Genomic DNA, 13,256 nt, shown 5'->3' with positions numbered 1-13,256 from the left:
GGCCGGTCCAATCACTTGAACAAGTCATCAGGAGGCCGGTGAATTTCGTGCTCATTCGACGTGTGTCCTGTGTCCTCGGGCTCGTGCTGATCGTGACGTCAGGTTGTGCGGAACTGGAAGTCGCCGGAACTCCCCGGTTGACCGGTGACGGCGGCCTATTGAACGCCGTGGGCGCGATGCCGCCGGATCACACGCTGGGTAGTGCGAACGGTCCCGCCGCGGATGGCTCGCGAGACATCCGCGCTGCAGCGGAGACGTCACCGCCGGTCTCTTCCCGGGAACCGGCCGAAGAGATCTTCGATCCGTTCGCGAAGTCTGACGAAGTCACGGGGGAGGACTACGATCCCTGGGAACCAGTCAATACCAAAATTTTTGAATTCAACCGGCAGATGGACCGGTATGTGCTGAAGCCGGTCGCCCAGGGATACGATTTCATCGTGCCGGATCTCGTTCAGATCGGTGTCGGCAACATCTTCTACAATTTTCGCTTCGTCCCCCGGTTTCTCAACAATGTCTTTCAAGGAAAGGTGAAGGGAGCGAGTATCGAAGTCGGTCGCTTCATCTTGAACAGCACGGTCGGTATCGGAGGATTCTTCGATCTGGCCCAGGACGTCAATTTGGTGACGCCGGAGGAGGACTTGGGACAGACTCTTGGGTTCTATGGGGTCAAACCGGGACCGTACATCGTCGTGCCGTTCCTGGCTCCGTATACCTTGAGAGACCTCATCGGATATGTCGGGGACATCTTCCTCAATCCCATCAACTGGCTGTTCGCGCCGATCATCGAGGTCAAAGGCGTGCCTTCCGTTATCTCCCATCCCAACCGCAATACCAGTACGATCGTGCAGCTTGGTGCGCGCGTGGGCGAGATCGTCAACGACCGTTCCCGTAATCTACAGAAGTTTCAGGGGGTAGAGGAGGCGACGTTCGATCTCTATACCGCCGTCCGCAATGCCTATCTGCAGCAGCGGGCAAGACAGATCAAGGAATAAAACCGTCTGTATGCTGCGGGTCGGCCCCCTATGAAATCACCCGCAATTGCCGTCCGACGTTGGCAAAGGCGTGGACCGCTGTCTCCAGCTGTTCAAGCGTGTGGGCGGCCGACATCTGCACGCGAATGCGAGCCTGGCCTTCCGGCACGACCGGATAGCTGAAACCGACCACGTACACCCCTTCCGCCAACAATCCCTCGGCCAGCGCCGCCGCCAGTGCGGCGTCGCCGACCATGACTGGAATGATCGGATGGTCGCCCGGGACGAGCCGGAAGCCGAGCGTGCTGAGCTTGGCGCGAAAAAAGGCGGCGTTGCGGCGCAATGCCGCCCGCAGGTCGTCGCCGGCCGCGACGAGTTCGAGCGCGCGCAAGGCGCCGGACGCCACGGCAGGCGGCAGCGTATTGGAAAACAGGTACGGCCGCGATCGCTGACGAAGCAGCTCCACGATTTCGGCTTTGCCCGATGTGAAGCCCCCCGCCGCACCTCCGAGGGCCTTCCCCAGGGTGCCGGTCACGATCTCGATTCGATCGGCCACTCCGAAATGATCGGGTGTCCCCTTTCCCTGGCGACCCACGACGCCGGTCGCGTGGCTGTCGTCGACAATCACCGCCGCGTCATACCGCTCGGCCAGATCGACGATGCGATCGAGTTTGGCGAGATCTCCGTCCATTGAAAACACCCCGTCGGTGGCGACCAGCCGCGTGCGGCAGCCTTGAGCCTCCGCGAGCCGAGATTCGAGTTCCTCCATGTCGGAATGGGCATAGCGGAGCCGTTTGGCCTTGCAGAGCCTGATGCCGTCGATGAGACTCGCATGGTTGAGCGCATCGCTGATGACGGCGTCGCGCTCATCCAAGAGTACTTCGAACAGTCCTCCGTTCGCGTCGAAGCAGGATCCGTAGAGGATGGTGTCGTCGGTACCGAGAAACGCGCTGACGGCCCGCTCGAGCCGCTTATGGAGGTCCTGGGTTCCGCAGATGAATCGGACGGACGCCAATCCGTATCCGTGCGTTCGAAGTCCGTCCATCGCCGCCTCGATGATCTGCGGATGATTGGCGAGACCGAGATAGTTGTTGGCGCACAGGTTGAGAACCAGGCCTTGAGCGACGAGAATCTCGGATCCTTGAGGGCTGAGGAGCAGTCGTTCGGACTTGTGGGTACCGCGCGAGCGGATCTCCGCAAGCGCACGGTCGAGGGCGTCTTTAAAAGAGGAATAGGCCATGGCGTACCACGGAACCGATCGACCGGGATCCGGTTGGCCGACGACGACCGGCGCGGTGGCTACAGCAGCAATACCACCTTGCCGCACTGGCCGGAACGCATCAAGTCGAACCCCTGCGCGAATCCGCTCAGGGGAAACGTATGGGTGATGACCGGCTTGATATTGAGACCGGCCTTGAACAGTCCGGCGAGCCGATACCACGTGCTGAACAGGCGACGGCCCGTAATGCCGTGGACGCGGATTCCCTTGAAGATGATCTCGTTTGCCAAGTCGCAGGTGACCAGTCCGGTGGGAATTCCGAACAGCGTGACGCGCCCCCCGTTCTTCACCGCTCCGAACGCCAGGTGAAGGGCGTTCGGATCCCCAGACATTTCGAGAGAAGCATCGACCCCTTCGCCGGCGGTGATGTCCCGGATGTTCGAGGCCAGCGTGTCCGAAACCTCCGCTCGGGCGTTGAGTACGTGATCGACACCGACCTGTTTCGCCAGGGCCAGTCGATACTCGCTGACATCCGACGCGATGATCGTGGCAGCCCCGGCCGTGCGCGCGACGGCGGCCGCGAAGAGTCCTGTCGGCCCGCATCCGGTGATCAGCACCGTGTGACCGGTGAGATCTTCCACGAGGGCGGCGTCGACGGCATTGCCGAGTGGTTCCTGCACCGACGCGAGTTCCGGCGGCACGGTCGGTGCGGTTTTCCACAGAACGTTCTCGGGGAGCACCACATACTCCGCAAACGACCCGTCCCGGTCTACCCCGAGAATCCGATAGTTCCGGCAGACGTGCGCCTGTCCCGTCCTGCACTGAAAGCATTGGCCACAGGTCAGGTGCGATTCGGCGGCGACGTAGTCTCCGACGGCCACCAACGTGACGTCCGCTCCGGTCTCCACTACCTCGCCGCACATTTCATGGCCGATGATACGGGGGGGATGGATTCGGCTGTGCGCCCAAGGATCCCAATTGTAAATATGCGCGTCGGTTCCGCAGAGGGAGGTCGCTCGCACACGGACGACGGCATCGGTTGGGCCGGGAGTGGGATCCGGACAAGTCGTGAACTCGAGACCCGGCTTCGCTTCGCGCTTGAGGAGGGCCCGCATGCGAACATCTTACTCTCAATTGAGCCTGGATGCCTAACCGATCCGGAAAAAACGGGTTGCGCCGGCTCCGGACCCTGGGTAGGATGCGATGATGGCCACATTGCTTCACATGGGCCTGATCCTTCTAGCCGCAGTGTGCATGAGCGGCCTACCCGGGATCGCGATCTCCGCCGATCCAGGCTCTTCCTCAGGAACGTCTCCGTCAGCCGGCCCGGCCAAACGCTGGACCCGCTTTGAACTCAGCCAGACCGGTTCGGGAGGCGATCTTCAACCCGGCAAGCCACTGACCCTCGACATCACCCTTGGAGGGGTCGTCCAGAGCTCTGTCCCCGTCGTGGCCATCTGCGAGTCGGTTCTGTTCGAGTCCCAAACCGCGACGCTCGACCCCGAGGGAGATTCGATGACGCTCAAGACGACCGTCACGCTGGAGCCCATGCCGATGAGCCGGACGTCGGTTCGTCCCAAGTCCGCGCGGATTCAAGTCAGCTTCGCACGCTTTCGGCAGGACAAGTTCGAGCGATTCATGCGCCGGGTCGTCTACGTCACGCTGAACCAGCAAGAACCATCGGCCGACTCGGTCGATCCGACGCCGACCAAACCGGAGGAGCCGGCGGCCGTCGAGTTGATCGCGGACGAAGTACAGCCGGATGTGATCCCCGTTACCGGCGAGGCATTGGCCGAAGAAGATCTGATGCCGTTTGCGGATCCCGGCCAGGGACGGGCCTACTGGCAGCATGTGAGCCATCTGGTGAGCCGTAGTTGGGCACGGCAGGTGCGCGAGATGCGGCGCGGGCCCGGTGGTGAAACGGTCAGAGTGCATTTCCAGTTGTTCCCGAACGGCCGCGCCCAGTTGATCGAGATCGAGAAAGGGTCCGGAGCTCGTGAGATCGACGAGGCGGGAATTTACACCATCATCAACGCGCAGCCGTTTCCCCCTTTTCCCAACGAATTGGGCGATGAAGCGGTGGATGTCCACGTTCGAATGCGGACTGGAGCCAAGCCGAAGCCTCGCGACGTCCAATCGGTGACGAATCAATCCGCCGGCCGGCCCGACGCTCCGGGCGGCGGGGTGAAAAAGTAGGAGTCGTTTAAAAGCAGAAAGGATCAATCGATGGTGTGTGGAAGACTGACGCGCCGCTCCATGGCACTTATCACTGTGCTGTTTCTCGGTATTCCCTTGTCCGGCCATGCCGAAACGGCACGGTGGAACGTGGACCCCGAACATTCGACGATCGAATTTCGCGTTTCGCACATGGTGATTTCAAAGACCACGGGGCGATTCATGGACTATACCGGATTCATCGAGATGGATGCGGACGCCGGGACGGTCAAGACGATCGAAGCGACGATCAAGGCGGCCTCCGTGAATACCAATCATGAAAAACGCGACGCGCATTTGCGGAATCCCGATTTCTTCGACGTCGAGAAGCATCCCGCCATCACCTACCGGATGAAAAGCGCCAAGAAGGCGGGTGATGGCTACACGGCGGTCGGAGATCTGACCGTACGGGGAGTGACCAAGGAGATCACCCTGACCGGAAACTTCAACGGGGCGACCAAGGATCCCTGGGGCAACCAGCGCGCCGGATTTACCGGAGAGGGAAAGGTCAATCGTAAGGATTACGGCATGGTATGGAATAAGACCCTCGACAGCGGCGGATTGGTCGTCGGGGACGAGGTCTTCATCAAGCTCGATATCGAGTGTATCAAAGAGAAGTCGTGAGGCGACCGTCGGCCTGATCTCCTCAAACACCTCCACGACGCCGGCGATGAAGGCCATGATTCTGAATCGGACGGCAGCCGTTGAGAGCAGTCCGCTCGTCTGTGCTGATGTCCCTCTCCCGACGATCGGCTCACAGGATGTGCTGGTTCGGATCCGGTGCTGCGGCATCTGTCGCACCGATCTGCACGTCATCGAGGGAGAACTGAGGAATCCGGTTCTGCCGCTGATTCCTGGGCATCAGGCGGTCGGCATCATCGAACAGGCGGGCTCCGCTGTCAGTAGCCGGAGGATCGGCGAACGAGTCGGCATCGCCTGGCTTCAGGGGACATGCGGCTCCTGCGAATTTTGCCGGAGCGGACGTGAAAATCTCTGCCTCGGCGCGCGGTTCACCGGGTATCAGGTGCCGGGCGGATATGCCGGGTATGCCGCGGTGCCTGCCTCGTTCGCCTATCCGATTCCGGAAACGTTCAGCGATGTGGAAGCGGCTCCGCTCTTGTGCGCCGGAATCATCGGCTACCGTGCCTTGCGATTAAGCGCGGTTCAGCCGGGGCAGCGTCTGGGTTTGTATGGATTCGGTGCATCGGCTCACATCACCATTCAGATCGCCCGCCATTGGGGCTGTGAGGTGTATGTCTGTTCATTGAAGCCGGAGCATCAGCGGCTGGCCCGCGAACTGGGGGCCCGTTGGGTGGGCGGCGCGGCGGAGCCGCCTCCCGTATCGTTGCACGGTGCGATCATATTCGCTCCGGCCGGCGAATTGGTGCCGCCGGCGTTGCGGGCGCTCCAGCGCGGCGGGACGTTGGCGCTGGCGGGCATTCATATGTCGGCGTTTCCGCCGTTGGACTATGACCGGGACCTTTTCGGCGAACGGGTCATCCGAAGCGTCACGGCCAATACCAGGCAGGATGCCGCGGAACTGCTGCAGGAGGCGGCCAGGATTCCGATCCGGCCTCGCAGCCGTGAGTTTCCGTTGGAAGAGGCTAATCAGGCGCTGCAGGCGCTCAAGGCGGGGACCATCGCCGGGGCGGGGGTCTTGACGGTTGGGTGAACCGGACGATCGCGATGATTGCGCGGGCTGCGCGCCTCTCCGCTATGCTAGGATGAGGCGATGCGGCTATGGATTGTGACCGGATTGATCGCGGGGATATGGGTCGGCCAGGGACAGCCGGCCGCGGCATTGGAGTTCACGGCCGATCAGTTCACCAAAATCGACGGCCGGACCCATAAGTCTTCCATCTATTATCGCGATCAGATGTGGCGCATCGAGCACCATTCGATGGGTCCCGTCAACGTGAGCATCGTCAGAAAGGACAAGCAGGTTGTCTGGCTGCTGTTGTCCAGGATGAAGCACTTCAAGGAAGTGCCGTACGATCCGGACCAGGACCTCCGGGTGACGGAAAAGCTGGAGGGAGAAATTTCACGGCAGGAGATCGGCACGGAAGTGCGCGAGGGCCATCCAACGGTGTTGTACGAAGTGAGCACCAAGCACGGCGAACGGATCGAAAACTATTATCAATGGGTCGCGACAGACATACACTTTCCCATGAAGCTGGCAAAGAAGGACGGGAGCTGGATCGTCGAATATCAGCACGTCAAGCTGAGGTCGGTCTCGGACTATTTATTCAACTTACCGCTTAACTTCCATCCGCTCGAAGAGTTCCACAAGGACCTCTCCAACCAAACCCCATGAAGGGATCGGCCGGCGGGTGCTAAATCCAGGGAGGTCGTATCGTGAGGGTCGGAGCTGTTTCGTGCGCTGTGCTCATGATGGCAGGAGGGCTCGCAGGGAGTGTGCTCGCATTGGACGTGGCCGATGTGACGAGAACATGGACGCCGGAGGGGAAAGCGTTGGCGGCGGAGCGGATCAAGCTGCCTGCCCACGATGAGATGATGCGGGTTCCGGCTGGCCCATTTTTGATGGGTAGCAACAAGAGAGTCGACAAGAACGCTTATCAACCGGAATTCCCTCAACGGCAGGTCCATCTGGATGCGTACGACATCGACAAATTCGAAGTCACGACCGTCCAGTTTCTCAAGTTCGTGCTTGCCGAGAATCGCGATCCCCTCATCGATTGGCAATACGACGGAGGCAATTTCCAGGAGACGATGGTGAACCATCCGGTCATGCACGTGACCTGGTTCGACGCCGAGGCCTATTGCAAATGGGCAGGCAAACGGCTTCCAACTGAGGCCGAATGGGAAAAGGCTGCTCGGGGCGAAGATGGCAGGATTTATCCCTGGGGCAACGAGATGGCGGGGCTCTCGCGTGCCAACTTCGGAAGGACCGGTCTTTCAGGTCCGGTCCGAGACAGGCCGGAGCGGCTGATTCTCTATCCGCCGATCATCTCGGTCGACAAGTATGATAATGCCGTCAGTCCCTACGGCGCCTTCCAGATGGGTGGAAATGTCGCCGAGTGGGTCGCCGATTGGTACGACAAGGATTACTATAAGACGGCGCCGGACCGTAATCCCAAAGGGCCCGATACAGGAACGCAGCGGGGCTTTCGCGGAGGAGGCTGGATCGACAGCACGCCCAGCGTACGGGTCTCGCAGCGAAATGGGACGGAACCCAAGACCGCGATGAATTGGCTGGGATTCCGCTGCGCGCGCGACGTCAAAGACGCAAACCAGATGTCCGAGGGCAAGCCCCAGCAGACCGGTCTCCGCTAAGGGCGCTTCAGCAGGCACTTCCGAGATGAAACGCATGAGGCCGAGCCGATGCCGACGAAACAGCCTTCGTCGGCATCGGCTGTCGAGCACGGGTTGCCGCACTCTCACCGGTATCAATCCTCTCCCCGAGTGAATCCTGTTCATGTCTGATCCTTCCGCCTAGCCGACCGTTGCACTTCAACGGTTCGTCGCAGCCTCTGACCTCCGTTAGAGGTCACGGCGCGTCACGCTCATGTATCGGGTCGTGTGGCATCGCGACCTCGCCATATTTCGCGACCGCGCATCATCGCGATAGTCGCGACTGAAATCACGACATATCGCCCATGGCCCGTCCTGTGCGCTGCCGCGCACGCCGCGCGTTCACAACATTTACCTAGGGTAATCATGAATTTGTGAGTCACGTTTGGGAATAAGGCGGTGGTATGGGAGTTGCCATATCGAAACCGACGGCTCCACCGGCAATCGGCGCGATCTGTCCGAAAACGGTGGAGGGAAAGGAGGTGGAGTTCGAGAAGGTTCTCGATACGTAGGGGCGCATATCATCGGGCTTTTTATTTTCACAGCAAGGAGGACTATCCTCATGGTTTGGTCACGTCGACAATTCTTAAAGATCTCGGCGGGCACCGTGGCCGCGGTGGCGGTAGCGGACAAGGTCCTGGCGTTGACGGCCTTACAGCCGGTCATCGAAGTCGGGAACCCGCTGGGCGATTATCCGGACCGCTCCTGGGAGCGGGTGTATCACGATCAGTACCGGTACGATTCGTCATTTACCTGGGTCTGCTCTCCGAACGATACCCATGCATGCCGCATTCGGGCGTTCGTCCGCAACGGCGTCGTCATGCGGGTGGAGCAGAACTATGACCATCAAACCTACGAAGATCTCTACGGCAACCGCGGGACGTTCGCGCACAATCCGCGCATGTGCTTGAAGGGATTCACGTTCCATCGCCGCGTCTACGGGCCGTATCGGTTGAAGGGACCGTTGATGCGGAAGGGCTGGAAGCAGTGGATGGACGACGGCTCCCCGGAGCTCACGCCGGAGACGAAGCGGAAGTACAAGTTCGACAGCCGCTTCCTCGACGATATGATTCGGGTGTCCTGGGATACGGCCTTCACCTATGCGGGCAAGGGCCTGATCGTCATCGGGACCCGCTACAGCGGCGAAGCGGGCGCGCGGCGTCTGCGCGAGCAGGGCTATGCGCCGGAAATGATCGAGATGATGAAGGGCGCCGGAGTCCGGTGCTTCAAGCATCGCGCCGGTATGCCGATTCTCGGGTTGCTGGGCAAGCACGGCAATACCCGTTTTAATAACAGCGTTCTGCCACTGGTCGACGCCTGGATCAGAAAAGTCGGTCCGGACCAGGCCCAGGGCGGACGGTATTGGAACAACTATACCTGGCACGGCGACCAGGACCCGTCCCAGCCGTGGTGGAACGGGACGCAGAATTGCGACACTGACCTCTCCGATATGCGCTTCTCCAAGCTCAATACGAGCTGGGGCAAGAACTTCACCGAAAACAAGATGCCGGAAGCCCACTGGAAGCTTGAGTCCATCGAGCGTGGCGGCCGCATCGTGGTCATCACGCCGGAATACAATCCGACGGCCTACCGCGCCGATTATTGGATTCCGGTGCGTCCGGAGTCTGACGGCGCCCTGTTCCTCGGGGCCAGCCGGATCATCGTCGAGGAGAATCTGCACGACATCGATTTTCTGAAGCAGTTCACCGACATGCCGCTTCTCGTGCGGACCGATACCCTGCAGTATTTGGATCCGCGGGACGTCGTCAAGGATTATGCATTGCCCGATTTCAGCCACTCGTATTCGGGCCGCATACAGGGCCTCAAGCCGGAATACATCCAGCGGCTTGGCGGCATGATGGTCTGGGACCTCAACAAGAAGCAGGCGGTGCCGCTCCATCGTGAACAAGTGGGCGTGCACTACCAGGAAACGGGCGTCGATGCGGCGCTCACCGGGACCTACCGGGTGAAGATGCTCAACGGCCGCGAAGTCGACGTCGCGCCGATTTATCAGCTCTACATGGTGCACTTCCAGGATTACGATCTGGACACGGTGCATCAGATCAACCGGTCGCCCAAGGACCTGATCGTCCGCTGGGCGCGGGACTGTGGCACGGTCAAGCCCGCCGCGATTCACAACGGCGAAGGCGTGTGTCACTATTTCCACATGACGTCGATGGGACGGGCGGCGGCGCTGGTTATGATTTTGACCGGCAACGTCGGCAAGTTCGGCACGGGTTGTCATACTTGGTCCGGCAACTACAAGGTGGGCATCTGGAACGCGGCGCCGTGGTCAGGCGCCGGCGCGGGAGTCCATCTGTCGGAAGACCCGTGGCACACGAATCTGGATCCGAACGCACACGGGAAGGAAATCCATTACAAGACCTACTACTACGGCGAGGAGCCCGGCTATTGGAACCACGGCGACACCGCCCTGATCGTCAATACGCCGAAGTACGGACGCAAGGTGTTCACGGGTAAGACGCACATGCCGAGCCCGAGCAAGGTGCGGTGGGTCGTCAACGTGAACGTCCTCAACAATTCCAAGCACCACTATGACATGGTGCGCAACGTGGATCCGAACATCGAGATGATCATCACGCAAGACATCGAGATGACCTCGGACGTCAACCACGCCGACATCGCGTTTGCCTGCAACTCCTGGATGGAATTCACCTATCCGGAGATGACGGCGACGGTGTCGAATCCCTGGATTCAGGTCTGGAAGGGCGGCATCCGGCCGTTGTACGACACCCGCAACGACCTGGATACCTTTGCCGGGGTCGCGGCCAAGTTGTCGGAGATGACCGGTGATACGAAGATACGGGACGTCTTCCACTTCGTCTACCTAAATCGCGTCGACGTCTATGCGCAGCGCGTGTTCGATGCGTCGAGCACGTTGTACGGCTATAGCGCCGACGTGATGCTGAAGTCGGAAAAGGGCTGGATGGTCATGGTGCGAACCTATCCGCGCCATCCGCTCTGGGAAGAGGTCAACGAGAGCAAGCCGCAGTGGACGCGATCCGGGCGGTTGGAAACGTATCGGGTGGAGCCCGAGGCGATCGAGTACGGGGAAAACTTCATCGTTCACCGGGAAGGCCCGGAGGCGACCCCGTATCTGCCGAACGCCATCTTCACGACCAACCCGTACGTCCGACCGGACGACTACGGCATTCCGATCACGGCGCAGCACCATGACGACAAGACGGTGCGCAACATCAAGCTGCCGTGGGGGGAAATCAAGCAACACGCCAACCCGTTGTGGGAGAAGGGCTACCAGTTCTACTGCGTGACGCCCAAGACCCGGCACCGGGTGCACAGCCAGTGGTCGGTGAACGACTGGGTGCAGATTTACGAGTCGAACTTCGGCGATCCGTACCGCATGGACAAACGGACGCCGGGCGTCGGCGAGCACCAGTTGCACATCAACCCGCAGGCGGCCAAAGACCGCGGCATCAACGACGGCGACTACGTCTATGTGGACGGCAACCCGGTGGACCGGCCCTATCGTGGCTGGAAGCCGAGTGACCCCTACTATAAAGTCGCCCGTCTGATGATCCGGGCGAAGTACAACCCCGCCTATCCGTACCACGTGACGATGGCGAAGCACGCCCCGTACGTGTCGACGGCGAAGTCGGTGAAGGGCCACGAGACCCGGCCGGACGGCCGAGCCATCGCGGTGGACACCGGCTATCAGTCCAACTTCCGGTACGGGGCCCAACAGTCCTTTACCCGGTCGTGGCTGATGCCGATGCACCAGACCGACTCGCTCCCGGGCAAACACGCCAACGGGTTGAAATGGAAGTGGGGGTTCGAAATCGACCACCACGCGGTCAACACGGTGCCGAAGGAATGCTTGATCCGCATCACCAAGGCGGAAGACGGCGGCATCGGAGCGCGCGGCCCGTGGGAACCGGTGCGCACCGGCTTTACCCCGGGACAGGAGAACGAGTTCATGATCAAGTGGCTCAAAGGTGAGCACATCAAGATCAAGGTGTAAGGCAACTGGACTTGCAGCTTGAGCTGCGATGCCCTATGAGACCACGTAACCAACTGATCATGAGAAGGAGGATTCACAATGCCAGAAGTCTATAACTGGCAACTGGGACGGAAGATGCTGTATCCGTATGAGGAGCGGCATCCGAAGTGGCAGTTTGCCTTTGTGTTCAATATCAACCGGTGTTTGGCGTGTCAGACGTGTTCGATGGCGGACAAGTCGACCTGGCTGTTTTCGAAGGGCCAGGAATACATGTGGTGGAACAACGTGGAGACGAAGCCGTACGGCGGGTATCCCCAGTTCTACGACGTGAAGATCACGCAGTTGATCGAGCAAGTGAACCCGGGGGGGCAGGTGTGGAACGTGCGGGTGGGCCGCAAGCACCATGCGCCCTACGGGGTGTTCGAAGGGATGACCATTTTCGACGCGGGGGCCAAGGTGGGCCAGGCGGCGATCGGGTACATTCCGACGGACCAGGAATGGCGCTTCGTGAACATCTACGAGGACACGGCCACGTCGATGCGCTCCTTGGTGGAGGGGATCGATCGGTCGGGGTTCTCGCGCGATGAACCGTGGCGGCTGTCCGGCAGCTCGCTGCCGGAGCATGAGACGTTCTTCTTCTACCTGCAACGGATCTGCAACCACTGCACGTATCCGGGCTGTTTGGCCGCCTGCCCGCGCAAGGCGATCTATAAACGGCCGGAAGACGGCATTGTGTTGATCGACCAGAACCGCTGCCGCGGGTACAAGAAGTGCGTGGAGCAGTGCCCGTTCAAGAAGCCGATGTACCGGGGGACGACCCGGGTGTCGGAGAAGTGCATTGCGTGCTATCCGCGGATCGAGGGGAAGGATCCGCTGACGGGCGGCGAGCCGATGGAAACGCGCTGTATGGCGGCGTGCGTGGGGAAGATCCGCATGCAGAGCCTGGTGCGCATCGGCGAGGACGGCCTGTGGGCGGAGGACCGGTGGCACCCCCTGTACTACACCATTCGGGTGGAGCAGGTGGCGTTGCCTCTGTATCCGCAGTGGGGCACGGAGCCCAATGGCTATTACATTCCGCCGCGGCACAGCCCGCGGGGCTATGCCCGGCAGATGTTCGGTCCGGGCGTGGACAATGCCATTGAGAAGTATCTGGTGCCGAGCCGGGAGTTGTTGGCGGTGCTGCAGCTGTGGCGCGCCAGTCAGCAGATCGTCTTCCGGTATGACGTCATTCCGGGCCCGAAGGTGTTTGAGACCCAGATTCACGGGAAGCGGTTCGAGATGTACAACGATACCGTGCTGGGCTTCAACAAGTCGGGGAAGGAAGTGGCGCGCATTCAGGTCGAAGAGCCGATCTACATCAGACCCGCGGAACGGGTGAACTGGCTGTAGGCCGGCCCGGCGAGCCCGCGGCCTCGGGGCCGCGGGCGGTCGAGCGCGGAAGGGCAGAGTATTGATTCAATACTCTGCCCTTCGTGTATCTGCAGGCTGTTCCCTCATCATTCTCGGCATCGGCTCGAACGGCCTCGAGCCGGTGCGGAGCGTCGAAATTGGAAGGAAGCGA

10 protein-coding genes are annotated in these 13,256 nt (G+C 60.8%); 8 read left to right on the top strand and 2 right to left on the bottom strand.

The genetic code is table 11. The features are described 5' to 3' along the window. The first annotated feature begins 47 nt into the window (after positions 1-47). Positions 48-992 carry an MlaA family lipoprotein gene (locus NSJP_RS03770; RefSeq protein ID WP_155969856.1) on the top strand — a complete coding sequence of 315 codons (945 nt, stop codon included), beginning with the start codon at positions 48-50 and terminating at the stop codon, positions 990-992. Between the two features lie 28 nt (positions 993-1,020). Here the strand turns inward: NSJP_RS03770 and NSJP_RS03765 are convergent, their stop codons facing one another. Next, complete coding sequence (locus NSJP_RS03765) at positions 1,021-2,211, bottom strand: glycine C-acetyltransferase (RefSeq protein ID WP_080885598.1); 1,191 nt, start codon at positions 2,209-2,211, stop codon at positions 1,021-1,023. 59 nt (positions 2,212-2,270) lie between these two features. Further along, a complete protein-coding gene (tdh, locus tag NSJP_RS03760; protein ID WP_080885597.1) occupies positions 2,271-3,305 on the bottom strand; it encodes an L-threonine 3-dehydrogenase in 1,035 nt (344 codons plus the stop codon). A gap of 88 nt (positions 3,306-3,393) precedes the next feature. Between tdh and NSJP_RS03755 the strand changes: the two genes are divergently transcribed. The 7 genes from NSJP_RS03755 (at position 3,394) to NSJP_RS03725 (ending at position 13,084) form a co-directional block, all read left to right on the top strand. After that, positions 3,394-4,386, top strand: coding sequence for an energy transducer TonB family protein (locus tag NSJP_RS03755; protein WP_080885596.1), 993 nt, complete (start codon positions 3,394-3,396; stop codon positions 4,384-4,386). Between the two features lie 60 nt (positions 4,387-4,446). Next, positions 4,447-5,028, top strand: a complete 582-nt coding sequence (locus NSJP_RS03750; protein WP_231989486.1) for a YceI family protein — start codon at positions 4,447-4,449, stop codon at positions 5,026-5,028. Between the two features lie 46 nt (positions 5,029-5,074). After that, positions 5,075-6,076 carry a zinc-dependent alcohol dehydrogenase family protein gene (locus NSJP_RS03745; protein WP_080885594.1) on the top strand — a complete coding sequence of 334 codons (1,002 nt, stop codon included), beginning with the start codon at positions 5,075-5,077 and terminating at the stop codon, positions 6,074-6,076. A 60-nt stretch (positions 6,077-6,136) separates the two neighbouring features. Then, the gene (locus tag NSJP_RS03740) at positions 6,137-6,718 is read left to right on the top strand and encodes a hypothetical protein (protein WP_080885593.1); all 582 of its coding nucleotides are present in this window, start codon (positions 6,137-6,139) and stop codon (positions 6,716-6,718) included. A 101-nt stretch (positions 6,719-6,819) separates the two neighbouring features. After that, on the top strand, positions 6,820-7,698 hold the full coding sequence (locus NSJP_RS03735) for a formylglycine-generating enzyme family protein (RefSeq protein WP_231989485.1): 879 nt from the start codon (positions 6,820-6,822) through the stop codon (positions 7,696-7,698). A 580-nt stretch (positions 7,699-8,278) separates the two neighbouring features. Continuing rightward, positions 8,279-11,716, top strand: coding sequence for a molybdopterin-dependent oxidoreductase (locus tag NSJP_RS03730; RefSeq protein ID WP_080885591.1), 3,438 nt, complete (start codon positions 8,279-8,281; stop codon positions 11,714-11,716). A 78-nt stretch (positions 11,717-11,794) separates the two neighbouring features. Beyond that, a complete protein-coding gene (locus tag NSJP_RS03725; protein WP_080885590.1) occupies positions 11,795-13,084 on the top strand; it encodes a 4Fe-4S dicluster domain-containing protein in 1,290 nt (429 codons plus the stop codon). Positions 13,085-13,256 lie beyond the last annotated feature (172 nt).

Origin of the sequence: Nitrospira japonica (assembly GCF_900169565.1) — a bacterium.
GTDB classification, from domain to species: Bacteria; Nitrospirota; Nitrospiria; order Nitrospirales; family Nitrospiraceae; genus Nitrospira_C; species Nitrospira_C japonica_A.
The sequence above is the reverse complement of the archived record's forward strand: the minus strand, read 5'-3'. Positions and strand labels throughout refer to the sequence as shown.